The sequence below is a fragment of the Streptomyces diversicolor genome, assembly GCF_057537855.1.
Window position 1 is genome coordinate 111,038 of record NZ_BAAJXA010000025.1, and the last position, 19,943, is coordinate 130,980.

General features: G+C 72.2%; 15 protein-coding genes and 1 pseudogene. 5 read left to right on the forward strand and 11 right to left on the reverse strand.

Annotation, left to right across the window (positions count from 1 at the left end):
- Window positions 1-38 precede the first annotated feature (38 nt).
- From AC27LF_RS27860 to AC27LF_RS27875, 4 genes are all read right to left on the reverse strand, one after another.
- Window positions 39-1,496, reverse strand: coding sequence for a hypothetical protein (locus AC27LF_RS27860; RefSeq protein ID WP_479659046.1), 1,458 nt, complete (start codon window positions 1,494-1,496; stop codon window positions 39-41).
- Entirely contained in the window at window positions 1,478-2,218 is a 741-nt protein-coding gene (locus tag AC27LF_RS27865; protein WP_404027555.1) for an ABC transporter ATP-binding protein, read from the reverse strand. Before AC27LF_RS27865 ends, AC27LF_RS27860 begins: the two co-directional genes overlap by 19 nt.
- Before the next feature lie 239 nt (window positions 2,219-2,457).
- Window positions 2,458-3,840: an aspartate aminotransferase family protein gene (locus tag AC27LF_RS27870; protein WP_479659045.1), complete on the reverse strand. Its 1,383-nt coding sequence runs from the start codon at window positions 3,838-3,840 to the stop codon at window positions 2,458-2,460.
- Window positions 3,825-4,343: an Lrp/AsnC family transcriptional regulator gene (locus AC27LF_RS27875; RefSeq protein ID WP_404027646.1), complete on the reverse strand. Its 519-nt coding sequence runs from the start codon at window positions 4,341-4,343 to the stop codon at window positions 3,825-3,827. Before AC27LF_RS27875 ends, AC27LF_RS27870 begins: the two co-directional genes overlap by 16 nt.
- A gap of 169 nt (window positions 4,344-4,512) precedes the next feature.
- Between AC27LF_RS27875 and AC27LF_RS27880 the strand changes: the two genes are divergently transcribed.
- Window positions 4,513-5,961 carry a gamma-aminobutyraldehyde dehydrogenase gene (locus tag AC27LF_RS27880; RefSeq protein WP_479659044.1) on the forward strand — a complete coding sequence of 483 codons (1,449 nt, stop codon included), beginning with the start codon at window positions 4,513-4,515 and terminating at the stop codon, window positions 5,959-5,961.
- Window positions 5,962-6,409: 448 nt separating this feature from the next.
- Window positions 6,410-7,603 carry a polyamine ABC transporter substrate-binding protein gene (locus tag AC27LF_RS27885; RefSeq protein WP_479659043.1) on the forward strand — a complete coding sequence of 398 codons (1,194 nt, stop codon included), beginning with the start codon at window positions 6,410-6,412 and terminating at the stop codon, window positions 7,601-7,603.
- Window positions 7,604-7,777: 174 nt separating this feature from the next.
- Here the strand turns inward: AC27LF_RS27885 and AC27LF_RS27890 are convergent, their stop codons facing one another.
- The 6 genes and pseudogenes from AC27LF_RS27890 to AC27LF_RS27915 form a co-directional block, all read right to left on the reverse strand.
- Entirely contained in the window at window positions 7,778-8,647 is an 870-nt protein-coding gene (locus tag AC27LF_RS27890; RefSeq protein ID WP_479659042.1) for a carbohydrate ABC transporter permease, read from the reverse strand.
- Window positions 8,644-9,603, reverse strand: a complete 960-nt coding sequence (locus AC27LF_RS27895; protein WP_479659041.1) for a carbohydrate ABC transporter permease — start codon at window positions 9,601-9,603, stop codon at window positions 8,644-8,646. The genes AC27LF_RS27890 and AC27LF_RS27895 overlap by 4 nt, the downstream gene beginning before the upstream one ends.
- Window positions 9,597-11,078, reverse strand: coding sequence for an ABC transporter substrate-binding protein (locus tag AC27LF_RS27900; protein WP_479659040.1), 1,482 nt, complete (start codon window positions 11,076-11,078; stop codon window positions 9,597-9,599). The genes AC27LF_RS27895 and AC27LF_RS27900 overlap by 7 nt, the downstream gene beginning before the upstream one ends.
- Window positions 11,075-12,055, reverse strand: a complete 981-nt coding sequence (locus tag AC27LF_RS27905) for a GNAT family N-acetyltransferase (protein WP_479659039.1) — start codon at window positions 12,053-12,055, stop codon at window positions 11,075-11,077. The genes AC27LF_RS27900 and AC27LF_RS27905 overlap by 4 nt, the downstream gene beginning before the upstream one ends.
- 176 nt (window positions 12,056-12,231) lie before the next feature.
- Entirely contained in the window at window positions 12,232-12,915 is a 684-nt protein-coding gene (locus tag AC27LF_RS27910; protein WP_479659038.1) for a glycerophosphodiester phosphodiesterase, read from the reverse strand.
- A gap of 36 nt (window positions 12,916-12,951) precedes the next feature.
- Window positions 12,952-14,135, reverse strand: a pseudogene (locus tag AC27LF_RS27915) (adenosine deaminase).
- Between the two features lie 27 nt (window positions 14,136-14,162).
- Here AC27LF_RS27915 and AC27LF_RS27920 point away from each other — a divergent pair.
- Window positions 14,163-15,665, forward strand: a complete 1,503-nt coding sequence (locus AC27LF_RS27920; protein WP_479659037.1) for a DUF4190 domain-containing protein — start codon at window positions 14,163-14,165, stop codon at window positions 15,663-15,665.
- A gap of 657 nt (window positions 15,666-16,322) precedes the next feature.
- Here AC27LF_RS27920 and ybiA read toward each other — a convergent pair.
- The gene (gene ybiA, locus AC27LF_RS27925) at window positions 16,323-16,883 is read right to left on the reverse strand and encodes a riboflavin biosynthesis intermediates N-glycosidase (protein ID WP_479659036.1); all 561 of its coding nucleotides are present in this window, start codon (window positions 16,881-16,883) and stop codon (window positions 16,323-16,325) included.
- 207 nt (window positions 16,884-17,090) lie between these two features.
- Here ybiA and AC27LF_RS27930 point away from each other — a divergent pair, with 207 nt between their 5' ends.
- Window positions 17,091-18,626: a gamma-aminobutyraldehyde dehydrogenase gene (locus AC27LF_RS27930; protein WP_479659035.1), complete on the forward strand. Its 1,536-nt coding sequence runs from the start codon at window positions 17,091-17,093 to the stop codon at window positions 18,624-18,626.
- Between the two features lie 65 nt (window positions 18,627-18,691).
- Entirely contained in the window at window positions 18,692-19,939 is a 1,248-nt protein-coding gene (locus AC27LF_RS27935; protein ID WP_479659034.1) for a polyamine ABC transporter substrate-binding protein, read from the forward strand.
- Window positions 19,940-19,943 lie beyond the last annotated feature (4 nt).

The following is a 19,943-nucleotide window of genomic DNA, read 5'->3' on the forward strand; positions in this document are numbered from 1 at the left end:
GTGGGCGCGGACCCCTGTCCTGCCGCCGCGCGGATCCTTCAGCGGCCCAGCGGGAGCGCCACCAGGTCGGCCACCGCCACGCTGAGCGGTCCGAACACGGCGAGCAGGGCGCCCGCGCGCAGGGCCGCGGCGCCGCGCAGCAGGGTCGCGGGGGCGCCGAGCCGCACCAGGGCGTCGATGGTGTCGGCGCGGCACTGCCGGACCTCCACGGCCGCCGTCAGCAGGGTCGCCACGGTGCAGCCGGTGACCAGCAGGACGCCGAGGGTCGTGAGCGGGCCGGAGGAGGGGACGACGGAGGATTCCGACGAGAGCCACGAGAGCGACGAGAACGACGAGAACGACGAGAACACAGTGAGGGCCAACGCGCCCGAGACGGCCGCGCAGACGACGCCGAGCGGGCGGCCGATACGGACGGCCTCCGCCATCAGCGCCCGCCCGGCGAGCAGCCGCAGCGCGCCCGGCCGGGCCGTCTGCAGCAGCCGGCCGCACAGATGGGTGAGGCCGGGGCCGGCCAGGACCAGCCCCACGGCGGTCAGGGCCCAGCCGATCAGCACACCGGGCAGGGCGGGGTCCGGGCCGGCGGACGGGTCGCCGTACGCCTCCACGCTCAGGCCGACGGCGAGGACCGCGATGCCCCAGGGCAGGCCGGAGGGCGCGCGCCGCGGATCGGTGAGGGCGTGCGTCCAGCCGGCGCCCGGTGGTGCCTGGTCGGCGGGGGCGCCGTCGGCCGGTTCGTGGTGTGCGGGGTCCCGCTCGCCGTCCACCGGGGCGGGCCGTTCGTCCCAGCGGCCGGGCCGCTGCCCGGTGTCGCCCCGGTGCGGGACCGGCACCGCACTGACGACCCGTGTCGCGGCGGCCGGTCGGACGGTGCCGTCCGCCGACCGGGCGGCGAAGGCGGGGTGCGTCCCCAGGGCCTCGGGTGAGCGCGCCCGCCCGTAGGAGCCGAAGCGGCCGTACGTCCATGCCGCGGGCCGCGCGGGACGGGCGCCCCGGGGCCGCAGCACCAGGGCCACCGTGCCCGACGCGATCAGCGGAACCGGCAGGAGGAGGGTGAGGGCGGCGGGCAACGGCAGCGGCTCGCCCGCGGCCAGCAGCTGCCGCCCGGCCCCGTCGAAGGGCATGCCCGTCAGGTCGCCGCGCAGATGGAGGAAGACCAGCAGGGCCACCGCCGAGCCCAGCGTGCAGGACAGGGCCGTGGCCAGGACCGAGATCGCCATCAGCCGGCCCGGTCCGAGGCCGAGTGCCGAGAGCCCGGGGCGTGGCCTGGTGCCCGGGTCGGTGCGGGCGACCGCCACCGCGAAGTGGACGGTGGCGGCCAGCGGCACCGCGCACCAGGCCAGGCCGGTCACCGACTCCGTCGGGTTCTCGGGGTGTGCCAGGGCATGGGCGAGGGTGCTCAGCAGCAGGAAGCCCGTGCCCGCCGCGGCCGTCGCCACCAGGAGGCGGCGCAGATGGACCGCGGGACGGGCGCCGCGGGTCAGACGGAGAGCGAGCACGCCGCCCGGCCTTCCGACTCGGTGACCGGCGGCAGGTGCACGGTGGTCACGCGCCGCCCGTCGAGCAGCGCCACCGTGCGGTCGGCGAGGGCCGCGGTCTCCGCGTCGTGGGTGGCGAGGACGACGGTGATGCCGTGCGAGCGGGCGGCCGTCGTCAGCGTGCGCAGCACCTGGGCGCGGTCGGCGCGGTGCAGCGGGGCCGTGGGCTCGTCCGCGAACAGCACGGTGGGGGCCGGGGCGAGCGCCCGGGCGATCGCGACCCGCTGGCGTTCGGACTGCCGCAGCTGGTGCGGATGCCGATGGGACCGGTGGCCGACGTCGAGCCGTTCCAGCCACTCCAGGGCGGCGGTCTTGGCGCGGCGGCGGCTGGTGCCGCGCAGCATCAGGGGCAGGGCGGTGTTCTCCCACACGTTCAGCTCCGGGAGCAGGGCCGGCACCGGGTCGATCCAGCCGAACCGGTCGCGGCGCAGCCGTTCCCGGGCCAGCGGGCCCATGGTGTGCACGGGCGCGCTGTTGAACCAGACCTCGCCGCGCCGGACCGGCAGGAGCCCGGACAGACAGCGCAGCAGCGTCGTCTTGCCGCTGCCGCGCGGCCCGCTGACTGCGATGATCTCGCCCTCCCGCACACCGAGCGAGACACCACCGAGGGCGGGCGAGCCGTCGTGGTGGGTGAAGTGCAGGGAGCGTGCCCAGAGCACGTCGTTGTCCGGCGGGGCCTCCATGGGCGTACACCTCGGTTCTGATCCGCTGTTCCCGGCGCCTGGTCCCCCTTCCGGGGGAACGAAGGCCGGGCCGATCGGTCACTGGCACGCTAGGCAGCCGCCGCGGGGTGGCCGGACAGCACACGGCCCCGGGCCGCCGTTCTTCATTCGAACGGGCGACACCGGGGCCGTCGATCAGCTGATCAGCGGCGCGGAGCGGGCGGAGCCGCACCGCCGCGCCGAGGTGCGGGGCTCGGCGCTCAGAGCTTGGTCCATGCCTCCGTCAGCGTGGCGCGCAGGATCTGCTCGATCTCGTCGAAGGTCTCCTGGTCGGAGATCAGCGGCGGAGCGAGCTGGACGACCGGGTCACCGCGGTCGTCGGCCCGGCAGTACAGGCCGTTGTCGAAGAGCGCCTTGGAGAGGAAGCCGTACAGGACGCGCTCGGTCTCCTCGTCGTCGAAGGTCTCCTTGGTGTTCTTGTCCTTGACCAGTTCGATGCCGTAGAAGAAGCCGTTGCCGCGGACGTCGCCGACGATCGGCAGGTCGTGCAGCTTCTGCAGGGTGGCCAGGAAGGCGGGCTCGTTGTCCAGCACGTGCTGGTTGAGGCCCTCGCGCTCGAACAGGTCGAGGTTGGCGAGGCCCACCGCGGCGGAGACCGGGTGGCCGCCGAAGGTGTAGCCGTGCAGGAAGGTGTTGTCGCCCTTGTAGAACGGCTCGGCCAGGCGGTCGGAGATGATGCAGGCGCCGATCGGGGAGTAGCCGGAGGTCATGCCCTTGGCGCAGGTGATCATGTCCGGTACGTAGCCGAACTTGTCGCACGCGAACATCGTGCCGAGCCGGCCGAAGGCGCAGATGACCTCGTCGGAGACCAGCAGCACGTCGTACCGGTCGCAGATCTCGCGCACCCGCTGGAAGTAGCCGGGCGGCGGCGGGAAGCAGCCGCCGGCGTTCTGCACCGGCTCCAGGAAGACCGCGGCGACGGTGTCCGGGCCCTCGAAGAGGATCTGCTGCTCGATCTGGTCGGCGGCCCAGCGGCCGAACGCCTCCGGGTCGTCGCCGAAGAGCGGGGCGCGGTAGATGTTGGTGTTGGGCACCTTGTGCGCGCCGGGCACCAGCGGCTCGAAGGGGGCCTTCAGGCCCGGCAGGCCGGTGATGGACAGGGCGCCCTGCGGGGTGCCGTGGTAGGCGACCGCGCGGGAGATGACCTTGTGCTTGGTGGGCTTGCCGGTCAGCTTGAAGTACTGCTTGGCGAGCTTCCAGGCGGTCTCGACGGCCTCGCCGCCGCCGGTGGTGAAGAAGACCTTGTTCAGGTCGCCCGGCGCGTAGTCGGCCAGCCGCTCGGCCAGCTCCACGGCCTTCGGGTGGGCGTAGGACCACACCGGGAAGAACGCCAGCTCCTGGGCCTGCTTGAAGGCCGTCTCGGCGAGTTCCGTGCGGCCGTGACCGGCCTGGACCACGAACAGACCCGCGAGACCGTCGAGATAGCGCTTGCCCTTGTCGTCGTAGATGTAGGTGCCCTCGCCCCTGACGATGGTCGGGACGGGGGAGTTCTCGTACGAGGACATGCGGGTGAAGTGCATCCACAGGTGGTCGTACGCGCTGCGGCTCAGGTCCTTTGTGCTCACGGTTATCGGGTTCCCCACATATAGGTCTGCTTCTTGAGTTTGAGGTAGACGAAGCTCTCGGTGGAGCGCACTCCGGGCAGGGCCCGGATGCGTTTGTTGATGACGTCCAGCAGGTGGTCGTCGTCCTCGCAGACGATCTCGGCGAGGATGTCGAACGAGCCCGCGGTCATCACCACGTACTCGACTTCCGACATGGCGGTCAGCGCATCCGCCGCGGACTCCACATCGCCCTCGACGTTGATCCCGACCATCGCCTGCCGGCGGAAGCCCACGGTGAGCGGGTCCGTGACGGCGACGATCTGCATCACGCCCTGGTCGAGCAGCTTCTGGACGCGCTGGCGCACGGCCGCCTCGGACAGGCCCACGGCCTTGCCGATGGCGGCGTAGGGCCGACGGCCGTCCTCCTGGAGCTGCTCGATGATGGCGAGGGAGACGGCATCCAGGTGGGGAGTGCCGTTCCTGGGCTCGCGGGACGAGTCCCTCTGGTCTGCGCTTCGACTGGCCACGCCCTCACTGTGCACGAGGTCTCGACAGTTCCGCAAGGCTCCTTCAATGAAATTCGTTGTTTACGACATCGAGACGTGCGGATTTCGCAGCTATGGGCCGAACGGGGGTGTTGAAAACGTCGGCTCCGGGACTAGGGTGGGTGTCTCAGCGACTGGACAGATCTGACCTGACAGGAGGCCGGCAGTGAGCACCGAGCTGGGGCGGCTGCGCAAGCTCCGCAATTACGTCGACGGGGAGTTCCGGGACGCCGCCGACGGACGGACCACCGAGGTGGTCAACCCCGCGACGGGCGAGGCGTACGCGACCGCGCCGCTGTCCGGCCAGGCGGACGTGGACGCCGCGATGGCGGCAGCCGCCGCGGCCTTCCCGGGCTGGCGCGACACCACGCCCGCCGAGCGGCAGAAGGCCCTGCTGAAGATCGCCGACGCGTTCGAGGAGCGCGCCGAGGAACTGATCGCGGCCGAGGTGGAGAACACGGGCAAGCCGGTCGGCCTGACCCGCTCCGAGGAGATCCCGCCGATGGTCGACCAGATCCGCTTCTTCGCGGGCGCCGCGCGGATGCTGGAGGGCCGCTCGGCCGGCGAGTACATGGAGGGCATGACCTCGATCGTGCGGCGCGAGCCGGTCGGCGTCTGCGCGCAGGTCGCGCCGTGGAACTACCCGATGATGATGGCCGTGTGGAAGTTCGCCCCGGCGATCGCCGCGGGCAACACCGTCGTCCTCAAGCCGTCGGACACCACCCCGGCCTCCACCGTGCTGATCGCCGAGATCCTCGGTTCGATCCTGCCCAAGGGCGTCTTCAACGTCATCTGCGGCGACCGCGACACCGGCCGCCTCATGGTCGAGCACCCCACCCCGGCGATGGCCTCCATCACCGGCTCCGTCCGCGCCGGCATCTCCGTCGCCGGGTCCGCGGCCAAGGACGTCAAGCGGGTCCACCTGGAGCTGGGCGGCAAGGCACCCGTCGTCGTCTTCGAGGACACCGACATCCCGAAGGCCGTCGAGGACATCTCCGTCGCGGGCTTCTTCAACGCCGGCCAGGACTGTACGGCCGCGACCCGCGTCCTCGTCCAGGAGTCCATCCACGACGAGTTCGTCGCCGCGCTGGCCAAGGCCGCCGCCGACACCAAGACCGGGCAGCCGGACGACGAGGACGTCCTCTACGGGCCGCTGAACAACCCGAACCAGCTCAAGCAGGTCTCCGGCTTCATCGAGCGGCTGCCCGCGCACGCCAAGGTCGAGGCCGGCGGGCGGCAGGTCGGCGAACAGGGCTACTTCTACGCGCCGACCGTCGTCTCGGGCCTCAAGCAGGACGACGAGATCATCCAGAACGAGGTCTTCGGACCGGTCATCACCGTCCAGTCCTTCACCGACGAGGACCAGGCCGTGCAGTGGGCCAACGGCGTCGAGTACGCCCTCGCCTCGTCCGTCTGGACCAAGGACCACGCCCGGGCCATGCGGATGTCCAAGAAGCTGGACTTCGGCTGCGTGTGGATCAACACGCACATTCCGCTGGTCGCCGAGATGCCGCACGGCGGCTTCAAGAAGTCCGGCTACGGCAAGGACCTTTCGGCGTACGGCTTCGACGACTACACGCGGATCAAGCATGTGATGACTTCGCTGGACGGCTAGGCGCTGGGCGCTGCGCTTGGCCTTGGCCGGGTTGCAGTGGGCGTGGGTGTTGTGGCTGGGCGCGGAATGGGCCGCGCCCGGCCGGCAGTTCGTCTGCGGCGGTGTTGTGGCTGGTTGCGCAGTTCCCCGCGCCCCTGTCGGGGTGGGTTCGGTTGGTGGTTCGTCTGCGGCGGTGTTGTGGTTGGTCGCGCAGTTCCCCGCGCCCCTATCGGGGGGTGTCTGGCCGGTGGTTCGTCTGCGGTGGCGTTGTGGCTGGTTGCGCAGTTCCCCGCGCCCCTTTCGGGGCGGGTTCGGTTGGTGGTTCGTCTGTGGCGGTGTTACGTGGTTGGTCGCGCAGTTCCCCGCGCCCCTATTGGGGTGGGCGACAACGTGTCTGGTGGGGGTGGGGATGGGGGTGGTTGACGGAGCGTCCATTGTTCTGGGGGGTGGCGTTCGGGATGCTGCGGTGATGCCTCGGACTCCTGTGCACATGCCCCCGTTCCCCCGTCGTTCGCTGCTGCGGGCGCTGGGCGGCACCGCCGCGCTCGGCGCCCTGGCCGGCTGCGGAGTGCCCGCCGCCTATGTCGCGCCCGCCGACCGCGCCGTGCCGGACACGTCCGCCGCCGACAAGAGGCTGATCTGGGCGAACTGGCCGCTGTACATCGACACCGACGACGACAACCCGAACCGCCGGCCCACGCTCGCCGCCTTCGAGAAACGCAGCGGCATCTCCGTCGACTATGTCGAGGAGATCAACGACAACGACGAGTTCTTCGGCAAGATCAGCCCCGCCCTGATGAACCACCAGTCCACCGGCCGGGACCTGATCGTCATCAGCGACTGGATGTGCGCGCGGTTCGTGCGCCTCGGCTGGGTGCAGGAGATGGACCGCGCCCGGCAGCCCCATGTGGCGAAGTACCTCGACCCGCTGCTGCGTTCGCCCGCCTTCGACCCGGGGCGCAGGTTCTCCGTGCCGTACCAGTCGGGCATCACGGGCATCGCGTACAACCACCGGAAGCTGGGCCGTGAGATCCGGCAGGTGAACGACCTCTGGGCGAGCGACCTCAAGGGCCGGGTCACCCTGCTGTCCGGTCTCGACGAGGTCTTCGCGCTGCTGATGCAAGGCAACGGCGTGGACATCACCCGGTGGACCGCGGACGACTTCCACACGGTCTGCGACCAGGTGGAGCGGCAGACCCGCCGCGGCCAGATCCGCCGTTTCACCGGCAACGACTACACCAAGGACCTGGTCAGCGGGGACGTGCTGGCCTGCCAGGCATACTCAGGGGATGTCATCCAGCTCCAGGCCGACAATCCCGACATCCGCTTCGTCGTCCCCGAGGAGGGCGCGGAGCTGTGGGCCGACTCGCTGATGATCCCCAACCGGGCGCGCCACAAGGCCAACGCCGAACGCCTCCTCGACTACTACTACGAGCCCGAGGCCGCCGCGGAGCTGGCCGCCTGGGTGAACTACGTCTGCCCGGTCCCGGCGGCCAAGGCCGTGTTCGCCGCCGCCAAGGACAAGGACACCGCGGCCCTGGCCGACAACCCGCTGATCTTCCCCGACGACACGATGCGCGGGCGCCTCGCCGTCGCCCGCGACATCACCTCCGCGGAGCGGCCCGCCTTCGCCAAGCGGTGGAACAGGATCGCGGGGCTCTGAGCGATCCGCCGGATCGGCCGTGCCGCGCCGTGCGTTCGTCTGCGGCCGCATGGTGGCTGGGGCGCGGGGAACTGTGCGAGTCGGGTGTGCGGTGGTTTGCCGGCGCGGGTCCCCGCGCCCCTTCGGGCGCAGCCTGACCGAAGTGGGCATCACCCGGCCCGCTCGGGGGCGCGGTCACTTGAGGCCGCTGAGCATGACGCCGCGGATGTAGTGCTTCTGGAGCAGCAGGAAGAGGATCAGGACCGGCAGGACGCTGAGGACGAGGCCGGCCATGACGACGGGCATCGTGCGGGTGGGGTCGATGTGGTCCTGAAGGAGCTGGATGCCGACGGGCAGGGTCATCACGTCCGGGTCGGCGGTCGAGACGAGCAGCGCCCAGATGTACTCGTTCCAGGCGTCGACGAAGGTCAGCAGCCCGAGCGTCACCACGACCGGCTTGGTCTGCGGCACCACGATCCGCCACCACACGGCGAACTCGCCGGCCCCGTCGATGCGCGCGGCCTCCAGGACCTCGTCCGGGATCGAGAGCATGAACTGGCGCATCAGGAAGATCCCGAAGCCGTTGACGAGGAACGGCACGGTGAGCGCCACGACGCTGACGGTCAGGCCCGCGCCGCCGCGCCCGAACAGGTCGTTGCCGCCCGCCAGCGGCCAGTGCACCAGGATCACAAAGCGCGGGACGAAGAACAGGAACGGCGGGAACATCATCGTGGACAGCACGAGCCGGAAGACGAACTGCCGCCCCGGGAAGCGGAGTTTGGCGAGGGCGTAGCCGGCGAGTGACGACGTGAGCAGCACCGACCCGGTGATCACGGCGGTGGCGACGACGCTGTTGCGGAAGAGCACCGGCAGGTCGAGTTGGTCGACGGCCGCCCGGTAGTTGGACAGGTCGAACGCCTTCGGCAGGAAACGGTACGGCAACGTGCCGGCCTCGCCGGGCCCCTTGAACGACGTCATCACCATGTCGAGGAACGGCACCACCGTGAGCACGGCGCCGGCCCCGACGACCAGATACGACAGCCACGGGAACCGGCGGCGGATCACGCGTCCTCCCCGCTGCGCCGGAAGAACCACAACTGCACCAGGGTGACCACCAGGACCACGACGAACAGCACGAAGGCGGCGGCGCTCGCCGCGCCCCAGTCGCCGTAGGAGAACGCCTGCCGGTACATCTGCAGCGTGGCCACCTCGGTCGCGTCGCCCGGCCCGCCCCGGGTCATCACGGTGATCAGCGCGAACGACTGCAAGCCGGTGAGGAACTGGGTGACGCACACGAGCAGCAGGGACGGCCGCAGCAGCGGCAGGGTGATCCTCCAGAAGACGGTTGCGGGCCCGGCTCCGTCGAGCGCGGCGGCCTCGTAGTACGACTCGGGAACGGACTTCAGCCCGGCGGTCAGGATGAGGATCGCCGTGCCGAGCGAGGCCCATGCCTGGACGACCACGACGGAGGGCAGCGCGGTGTCCGGGTCCTGGAGGAACGCCACCGAGCCGAGCCCGAGGGCGTTGAGGACGCCGTTGACCAGGCCGCCCGGCTCGTACATGTACTTCCACACGTTGCCGACGGCGACGACGGTCGTGACGATCGGCAGAAAGTACAGGGTGCGCCACAGCCCCTGGAACCGCAGCTTGTCGATGCAGGTGGCGACGAGCACGGAGCCCGTCAGCGCGAGCGCCACGGTGCCCAGGGCGAACAGCAGCGTATGGGTGAGGACCGGCGCCAGGAACGTCGACCCGTCCGCGAACAGAGCGGCGAAGTTGTCCAGACCGACCGGATCGATGGCGTTGAGGTCGAACCCGGTCCAGCGGGACAGCGACAGCAGGAGCGCGAAGCCGAGCGGCAGGATCAGGAACACGGCGAAGAACAGCAGCGTCGGCGCCAGGAAGAGATAGGCGACGACGGCCTGGCGGCGCCGGGCGCGGTCGCGGCGGGCCACGGCGGACGGTGCGGACCGCCTGCCCCGCGCCCGCTCGGTCGCCTCCGGTACCAGGGCGTTCACCATGGGCGTGACACCTCCCGGTCGACCTGGCGGCGGGTGGTGCGCAGCGCCTCGTCGACCGACCGCTGACCGGTCCACAGCGCCTCGATGTTCTTGCGCAGCAGCGACTTGGCCTGCTGCGCGCCCGGCCCGTTCGGCTCGGGCACCGCGTACGCGAGCGCGTCCAGGAAGGGGCGCAGATTCGGATCGCGGCCCGGGCCTCCGCCGCTGCGTGCACCGCCTGAGCCTGCCCCTGCCCCTGGCCCTGCGCCTGCGCCTGCCCCTGGCCCTGCGCCTGCGTCTGCCCCTGGCCCTGCGCCTGCCCCTGGCCCTGCGCCGTCAGTACCGTCGTCGCCGTCGCCCAGGAGGGTCCGCATGTCGTCGGCGCGGCCGGTCAGCGAGCCGACCGACACCTGGAGCAGGCTCATGCGGGTCGCCGTCGCACCCTTCGCGGCGTTCTTCACGTTCACCTTCTCGGTGTTGAGCCAGCGCAGGAACTCCCATGCCTCACGCGGGTGTTCACTGGCCGTGTTGACGCCCAGCAGGAACCCGGTGCAGAGCGTGGCGGGTTCGTCGCCCGCCGCGGGGACGGGCACGGGCGCGACGCCCACATCGCGGTAGTCCTCGCCCATCAGGGCCTTCAGGGTCCCGGTCCACCAGCCGGCGCCGACCACCATGGCCACCTGCCCGGACGGGAACGCCCTGTAGACGTTGACGCCGGGGGCGCTCGCGCCCTTGCCGACGAGGCGGTGCTCCAGGTCGAACACGGCCCGGCCGGCCGGCGAGTCGATGCTGGTGCGCCCGCCGTCGGCGGAGACGAACCTTCCGCCGGCCGTGCTCAGCAGGGCGAGCGTCTGGCCGACGGTGGTGGAGTCGTCGTAGGTCGAAAGACCGAATCCCTGGACCAGTGTGTTGCCGTACCGGTCCCGCTTGGTGGTGCGGTAGGCCGTCTCCTCCAACTCCCGCCAGGTGCGCGGAGGTCCGGCGACGCCGGCCTCCCGCAGCAGCCGCTTGTTGTAGTAGAGGGCGTACGTCTGCACCTCGGTGGGGTAGCCGTAGACCGTGCCGCCCACCGAGGACGCGCCGACCGCGGCCTCGCTGTAACCGCGCCTGATCTCCGCGGCGTGCCCGGACGGAGCCGGCCGCAGCACACCGGCCCGGACCAGCTGGCCGTTCCACAGGCAGTACGGGTGGACGATGTCGGCGCCCTGGCCCGCGGCCTGCCGGACCATGAACGTGGTCAGCAGGTCCGTGAACTCGACCGCCGTCGTGCGCACCTTGACCCGCTCGTGGGTGGTGTTCCACTCGTCGACCGGGCCCTGCAGAGCCTTCCTGAGGGCGCCGCTCGCGTAGTGGGAGAGCAGGGTGAGGACGATCGGATCCCCGGGGCGCCCGGTGCCCCGGTGTGGCGCGGCGCACCCGGAGGCGAGCAGCGCCGAGGGGAGCGCCAGCGCGAAGTGACGGCGGCTCAGGCCGGCGGTGCGGCGGCCCGGCGTCATCGGGTGACCTCCCGGCGCAGCACACGCAACAGCCGGGTCGTGCGGAAACCGGCGGCGCGGTACAGACGGCCCGCCGGGGACCGCTCACCCGTCCACAGGAACCACGCCGAGTGCGCACCGTGCGCCCGCATCCGCTCCAGGACCAGATGCAGCAGAACCTTGCCGAGTCCGGTGCCGCGCCGGTCCTCCAGCACACCGAACGGGCCGAACCGCTCGTCCATCGACTCGTACGCGCCGTGCATCGCCCAGCCCACCAGGCGGCCCGCGGGGTCCCGGACGACGACGATCCGGTCGAGCGGCGTGCCCGAGACCAGGCACTCCCGGATCGCGCGCGCCCAGTCCGGGCTGAAGTGGTGCCCGGCGAGCGCCACCAGGTCCACCAGGTCGTCGTCGGACGGTGTGCCGAACCGGTGGCCGTCCGCCGTCAGTTCGGCCAGGCGGCGCGCCGCGTCCTCAGGGAAGCGGTAGCCGACCAGGCCGCGGTCCATCGCCGCCGCCTCGTACAGCGTGCGAAAGCCCAGGGACTCAAGGAGCCCGGCCGCCTCCGGGTACGCCTCGGCGTCCAGGCCGGGCAGGACGTAGTGCGGGGTGTACGAGGCGAAGTCCACCCGGGTGCGGCCCTGCCCGTGCAGCCAGCCGAGGGCGTCGGTCAGCAGCCGGCGGCCGAGGCCGCGCCCGCGGGCGGCCGGGTCGACGAAGAAGAACGGGATCCAGCCCTGCTCCGGCTCCAGGTCGGTGCCGGTCAGCGGCGTCAGCCGGCGCACCGCGTAGGCCGCGCCGACGACACGCTCGCCGTCGACCGCGACCCGGAGCCCCGCCGGATCGAAGTTGGCGTCGAGCAGTACCAGGGAGCGGAAGCGGTCCGCCGTGATCGGGTCGGCCGGCGCGCTGCGGCGCCACGTCTCCACCACCCGCGGGCCGTCGCCCACGCGGAAGCCGCGGATCACGGCCCCGGAACGCGTCGCGCGGCCGGTCATGGACGGGGGTGCCCTTTTCCGCGCGGCGCCGCGCGTACGGCCGTGCTCATCCTTCGCCCCCGTCCGCCGGTGACCTCTCGAAACGGCGGCTGGAAATTTACTTGTATGTCAGGGAATTCCGCAATGAGTGACCAAGGGTTCTCTCCCAGTGAGCCCGGCGGGGCGGCCGGAAGCCCTCAGCCCTGGCGGAGGGTGTGGAGGGCGTCGATACGGTTCGTGGTGATCGAGTCGACGCCCAGGGCGAGGAGGCGGCGCATGGCACGGCGGGTGTCGGGGGTCCACACGGACAGCAGATGACCGCCGTGGTGGACACGGGCGGCGAGGTCCCGGCTGACCAGGCTGAAACGGTAGTTGAGCCAGCGCGGGCCCACCGCCGCCAGCAGGGCGGGCCGCGGCGGCGCGAGCGTCGTCCAGGTCAGGGCGATCTCGGCGGCCGGGTCGGCGGCGCGGACGGCCAGCATCGCCGGCGCGCCCGCGCAGTAGTAGACGCGGTCCCGCGCCCCGGCCGCGTGGACGACCTCCACGATCCGCCGTGCGGTCCGGCGCTCGACCAGGCCCGGCAGGTCGACCATCACCCGGCTGTCGTCCGTCGCGGCCAGCGCCTCCTCCAGGGTCGGCACGCCGCCCGCGGTCAGTCCGCGCACCTCGGCCGCGGACAGCGAGCCGAGCGGCCGGTCGTGCTCCCACAGCCGCTCAAGCGTCGCGTCGTGCAGCAGCACGGGTACGCCGTCACGGGTGAGCCGTACGTCGATCTCGACCGCGTCCGCGCCACGCCGGAGCGCGGAACGCAGCGAGTCGATCGTGTTCTCACGGAAGCGATAGGGGTCGCCGCGGTGCGCGACGGCGGTCACGGTCTGCATGGACCCCATTGTGCGGATGAACACCGCGCGCCGGGTTCAGCGGGCGAGCCACTGAGCCGTGTAGGTGTCGATCTCGGCTGCGATCCGGGCCTTGTCCGCCGGGTCGAGGAAGGACGCCTCCACCGCGTTCTTGGCGAGGTCGGCGATGCCGCGCTCGTCGAGGCCGAGCAGCCGGGCGGCCACCGCGTACTCCTTGTTGAGGTCGGTGCCGAACATCGGCGGGTCGTCCGAGTTGACGGTGACCACGACGCCGGCCTCGACGAACTCCCTGATCGGGTGCTCGTCGAGGGTGCGGACCGCGCGGGTGGCGATGTTGGAGGTCGGGCAGACCTCCAGCGGGATGCGGTGGTCGGCGAGGTGCGCGAGCAGCTTGGGGTCGCGGGCCGAGCTGGTGCCGTGCCCGATCCGCTCGGCGCGCAGCTCCGTCAGCGCGTCCCAGACCGTCTCGGGGCCGGTCGTCTCACCGGCGTGCGGCACGGAGTGCAGCCCGGCGGCGACGGCCCGGTCGAAGTACGGCTTGAACTGCGGCCGGGGCACGCCGATCTCGGGCCCGCCGAGCCCGAAGGAGACCAGGCCCTCCGGGCGCACCCGGTCGTCCGTCGCGAGCCGGATCGTCTCCTCCGCGGAGTCGAGGCCCGCCTCGCCGGGGATGTCGAAGCACCAGCGCAGCACGGTCCCGAACTCGGCCTCGGCCGCCTTGCGGGCGTCCTCTATCGCGTCCATGAAGGCACGCGCGTCGATGCCGCGGCGGGTCGAGGAGTACGGCGTGATGGTCAGCTCGGCGTACCGCACCTGCTGCCGGGCCAGATCGCGGGCCACCTCGTAGGTGAGCAGGCGGACGTCCTCCGGGGTGCGGATGAGGTCCACGACGGACAGGTACACGTCGATGAAGTGGGCGAAGTCCGTGAAGGTGAAGTACTCGGCCAGCGCCTCCGGGTCGGCGGGGACCTTGGAGTCGGTGTGGCGGGCGGCGAGTTCCGAGACGATGCGCGGGGAGGCGGAGCCGACGTGGTGGACGTGCAGTTCGGCCTTGGGCAGTCCGGCGATGAAGGCCCGCGGGGTGCGGTCGGCGGGTGCGGCGGTGTCGGTCAAGAGGTGGTCCCTCCCCGGGGCAGGCGCCGGCGGACCGGGGTCCGGGCGCGGGTGATCGGCTGATCGGTGACTCGGGGGTCATCGTAAGCCGTGCCCGGAGCGGCTCTGGCCTGCCCGTAGCATGACAGCACGCCGATGAGAGGGGACCGTGCGACATGTCCGACGAGGCACCGCAGAACGCCGCGGAGAGCGGAGCGACGCCCGGCCACGCTGCCTCGCCCGACGGCCGGTCCACCACGCCGGCCGCCGGCGGTACGCCCGCCGGTGGTGTCGTTGCGGGCGGTGGGGGAACGGGTGGCGGCGCGGCAGCCGACGGTGGTGCGGACGTGGTCGCCTGGCCGGCACCGGCCGGTTCGGATCCCCGGTCCGCCCCCGGATCCACGGCTCCGGCCACGGGAATCTGGCCCGAGCCGGCCGGTACCACCACGGGGCCATGGCACGCGGACACACCCCACCCGAGCGAGAACCCCTGGGCGGCCCCGGCAGAAGCCGCCCCCGCCACCGGCACCCCGGTGACCGGACCGGGCGCCACCATCGCCGCGGGCGCCGGATCGGCCCTGGGGCCCTCGCCGTCGGCGCCCCAGGAGACGGCCCCCGCGCCGTGGACCCCGCCCACCGGCCGAACACCCGCGGCCACTTCGGCGGCGTCGGCCAGCACCGCGCCCGGCCCGGGCGAGAACCCGTGGGCGGCGCCGGCAGAGGCCGTGGGCGCCGGGTCGGCCCCGGGTTCTTCGTCGTCGGCGGCCCGGGATGAGGCCCGCGCGTCGTGGGCCCCGCCCACCGACCGAACACCTGCGGCCACTTCGGCGGCCCCGGCCAGCACCACGCCCGGCCCGGGCGAGAACCCGTGGGCGGCGCCGGCAGAAGCCGCCCCCGCCTCCGGCACCCCGGTGACCGGACCGGGCGACACCGTCGCCGCGGGCGCCCCCGATACCCCGGCCCCGCCCTACCAGGTCCCGCCCTCGGCCCACGAGCGGCAGGTCTCGCCCTCTGTCCAGGATCAGCAGGCGCCGCCCTCCGTTCACGAGCAGCAGGTCTCGTCCTCCGTTCACGAGCAGCGGACGGTCGTCTCCCTTCCGGAGGAGAGCGCGGCGCCGCCCTGGGCCGGGCCGGCCGGCACACCGCCGGCGGCCCCACCGTCGAACCCGTTCGCCGCGCCCGGGACGGCGCCGTCGCACACGGGCGGTTCGGACAATCCGTTCGCCCCGCCGCGTCAGGAGTCCCCGGCGGGCGCCCCCTTCGCACCCCCCGCCGCGCAGCCGCAGGGGGCGCCCGTTCCGCCGCCGCCCATCGCACCCGGTGGCCCCGGCCAGGTGCCCTACGGCTACCCGGGCGGCCCCGCGGGCTACGGCTACCCGGCGCCGCCCGCCACCGGTCCCGGCTCCTACGGCTGGCCCGGCATGCAGCCGATGCCGAGCAACGGGCTGGGCACGGCCGGGTTGGTGCTGGGCATCCTGGCGGCGATCGGCTTCTGTATGTGGCCGGTGGCGCTGCTGCTGGGCGCGCTGGCCGTGATCTTCGGCGCGATCGGCCGCGGCAAGGCCCGTCGCGGCGAGGCGACGAACCCCGGCCAGGCCCTGGCGGGGATCATCTGCGGCGCGACCGGCATGGTCCTCGCCCTCGTCCTGCTCGCCTTCTTCATCGCCACCGCCACCTGACCCCACCCCACCCGCACAACACGTCCCGCCCCGGCCCCGTTTACGACGGGCTCGCCCGGCCCCGCCGCTACGGCGGGCTCGTGTCGCGGGCCCGTCTACGACGCGGCTCGCGCGGGCCCGTTCTTGCGAAGCGGCCCGCGCGTGCGCGGCTTTTGCGGCGAGGCTCGCCCGGCCCCGAGCCGACACTCCAGCCCCGCCCGGCCCGCCAGCTCTGGCCGCCCCAGGCCCTCCCCATCCGTCCCCGTTTCCTGCCGCGACCTCGGCACGAAGGCTCCTCCCTGCGACCGCGCCCAGCGCTCCCTGCTGCTCGGGTTTCCTGGGCTGGGTCTGGGCCTGGAGGTTTCCCGGGGCCCGCTGATGTGGCCCGGCCCCGGCCTTCCGGCTCTCCATCCGGCCCGATTGCCCGGGCCCGGAGGCTCCTCCGGGCCCGCCGGTGCTGTCCGGCCCCGGCCTTCCCGGCTCACCGCCCGCCCCCGTCCGAGGCGAGGGACGCGCGTCGCACGTCGTCAGGTGGACTCGGTCAGGACCCCGGCGCACCCCGGCCGCACCCCGGCACCGGCCCGCACCCGCGCGCATCGCTCGGGCCGCTCACCCAGTCCACGTCCGGTCAGCCGCGCGTCCGTTCAGCGGCCCTGTGCCAGTCGTCCGCGCCCGGGCTCAGCCGGTGTGCGCCAGCCGTTCGCGGGCTGTCATCAAGGCGAAGCCGAGGAGGTTGGGGCCGCGCCAGCGTTCGGGGGAGGTGGCCGCCACGTCGTCGGCCGCGAGGCCGATGCCCCACACGCGGTCCACCGGGCTCGCCTCCACCAGGACGCGCTCGCCGGTGTTCAGCAGGAACTCCCGCAGGCCCCCATGCGCACCGAACTTGTGCACGCTGCCCTCGACGACGATCCGGAAGCGCTCCCGCTCCCACACCCTCTCGTCGAAGTCCCGCACCAGCCGCCCCGCCCTCTTGGCCTGCGAGGGATGCCCCGCGGCCAGCACCCGGCGCTCCGCCTCCGCGTCCCCGAAGAGCCTCGCCTTCTCGGCCATCATCCAGTGTTCGGCCGTCGCGTACTCCACCGCGTCCACCACGAACGGTGACGGCCACCACTGGCTGAGACAGCTCGCTCCGATACGCCCGTCCGCTCTGGGCCGGTGCCCCCAGAAGTGCAGGTACTTGACGCGCGCCCCCGCGCGGACCTCCCTGATCAGCGTCTCCACCGAATCGATCGTCCCCATGCACGCCAGTTTGGCAGGCACCACTGACAGTCCGTCCTCGGTTTCCCAGGCTGACTCGACACCTGGTCGACAGATTCCGTTGCGTAACCAAAAGGCAACAACGGAATCACTTGTTGACGTCCCTTTGCTCTGTCAGGATCGGCACTCAAATCGAGCTGGAGCTACGCCACCCGCCCTCCGGACGGGGCGACGGCGGAGGAGAGCGACATGCACAAACCGGGCACCGCCACCCCGGAACGATTCCCGGCACAGGAGCGCTTCGCGGACGGGGCGCAGTACGTCGCCGGACGCCTGACGAAGGGTACGTCGGGCCGCACCCACCGCGTGATCGACCCGGCCACCGGCACGGATGTGTACCGCTACGAACTGGCCGGCCCCGATGACGTGGACGCCGCGGTCGCCGCCGCCCGCGCGGCCTTCCCGGACTGGGCCGCCGCCACCCCGGGCGACCGCTCCGACGCCCTGCACCGGTTCGCCGCCGTCCTCGCGGACCGCGCCGAGGAGTTCGCCCGCGCCGAGTCCCTGCAGTGCGGCAAGCCGCTCAAGCTGACCCGTGAGTTCGACGTCCCCGGCACCATCGACAACACGGCGTTCTTCGCGGGCGCCGCCCGGCATCTGCAGGGGCAGTCGGCCGGCGAGTACTCCGGCGACCACACGTCGTACGTCCGCCGGGAGCCCATCGGCGTCGTCGGCTCCATCGCCCCCTGGAACTACCCGCTCCAGATGGCGGCCTGGAAGATCCTTCCGGCGATCGCCGCGGGCAACACCATCGTGCTCAAGCCCGCCGAGCTGACCCCGCTGACCTCGCTGCTGTTCGCCGAGGCCGCGACCGCCGCGGGCATCCCGGACGGCGTCGTCAACATCGTCACCGGCACCGGCAAGGAGGCGGGGGAGCGCCTGGTCGCCCACCCCGATGTGGCCATGACCTCCTTCACCGGGTCCACGGCGGTCGGCAGGCGCGTCGCCGAGATCGCCACCGCCACCGTCAAACGCATCCACCTGGAACTCGGCGGCAAGGCACCCTTCGTCGTCTTCGACGACGCCGACCTCGACGCCGCCGCCAACGGCGCGGTCGCCGGTGCCCTCATCAACACCGGGCAGGACTGCACGGCCGCCACGCGCGCGTATGTGCAGCGGCCGCTGTACGAGGCGTTCGTGGAGCGGACCGCCGCCCTGATGGAGAGCGTCCGGCTCGGCGACCCGTTCGCCCCCGGCACCGACCTCGGCCCGCTGATCTCGCACGTCCAGCGGGACCGGGTGGCCGGCTTCGTCGACCGGGCCCGCGGCTACGCGCGCGTGGTGACCGGCGGCGCGGCACCCCTGGGCGATCTGGCCGACGGCGCGTACTATCGGCCCACCCTGATCGCCGACGCACCCCAGGACAGCGAGGTCGTCCAGTCCGAGATCTTCGGCCCGGTGCTGGTGGTCCTGCCGTTCGACGGTGACGACGAGGGGATCCGGCTGGCCAACGACACCCCGTACGGCCTCGCCGCCTCCGCGTGGAGCCGGGACGTCTACCGGGCGAACCGCGCGACCCGTGAGATCAAGGCGGGCTGCGTCTGGGTCAACGACCACATCCCGATCATCAGCGAGATGCCGCACGGGGGATTCAAGCAGTCCGGCTTCGGCAAGGACATGTCCGCCTACTCGTTCGAGGAGTACACGCAGGTGAAGCACGTCATGTTCGACAACACGGCGGTCGCGAGGAAGGACTGGCACCGCACGATCTTCGGGGACCGATAGAGACGACAGGGGCGGTCGCCGGCCACGGCCCGCCCCGCCATCCCTCCCGAAAGGGCACCACGCGCATGGAGCAGTACGAGCCCGACCGCCTCACCCCGGCCCAGGTGGCCGCCATGCGGCGCAGCTTCCGCAACGGCAGGGCCGCCCTGTCCCGCCGTTCGCTGCTGCGCGCCTCCGCGGGCGGCGCGCTCGCGGTGGGCGGACTCGGGGCGCTGAGCGCCTGCGGGATCCCCGCGGCGGGCAAGACGCAGGGCGGCACGTCCGCCGAGGACCGCTCGGCGCGGGAGAAGGTCGTCAACTTCTCCAACTGGCCCGAGTACATCGACGTCGACGACAGCGGCAAGACGCATCCGACGCTCGACGCGTTCACCCGGCAGACCGGCATCGAGGTGAAGTACACCGAGGACATCAACGACAACAACGAGTTCTTCGGCAAGATCAAGCCGCAGCTCGCCGCGGGCCAGGACACCGGCCGCGATCTGATCGTCCTCACCGACTGGCTGGCCGCCCGGGTGATCCGCCTCGGCTGGGTCCAGAAGCTGGACGCGGCCAACCTGCCGCACGCCTTCACCAATCTGTCGCCCCAGTTCCGCAACCCCGACTGGGACCCCGGACGCGCCTACTCCTACCCCTGGCAGGGCATCTCCACCGTCATCGCGTTCAACAAGAAGGCGCTCGACGGCATCGAGGTCAGGTCGGTCTCCGACCTGCTCGACAACCCGAAGCTCAAGGGCCGGGTCGGCTTCCTGTCGGAGATGCGCGACAGCATCGGCATGACCATGCTCGACATGGGCAAGGACCCGGAGAAGTTCACCGACGACGACTTCGACGCGGTGATCGCCCGGCTGCAGAAGGCCGTCGACAGGGGCCAGATACGCCGCTTCACCGGCAACGACTACACCTCGGACCTCACCAAGGGCGACCTGGCCGCCTGTGTGGCCTGGGGCGGCGACATCGTCCAGCTCCAGGCGGACAGCGCGGACGTCGACTACATCATCCCGGCCAGCGGTTACATGACGTCGACCGACAACATGCTGATCCCGAACAGGGCGCGGCACAAGACGAACGCCGAGCGGCTGATCGACTTCTACTACCAGCCGGAAGAGGCCGCGGCGCTCGCCGCCTACGTCAACTACGTCTCTCCGGTCGACGACGTCAAGCCCTCTCTGCAGAAGCTCGACAAGTCCGCGGCGGACAACCCGCTGATCCTGCCGGACAAGGCCATGCAGGCCAAGTCCCATGCCTTCCGCGCGCTGACGCAGAAGGAAGAGACGGCCTACGAAGAGAAGTTCGCGAAGCTCACAGGGGCGTGACGAG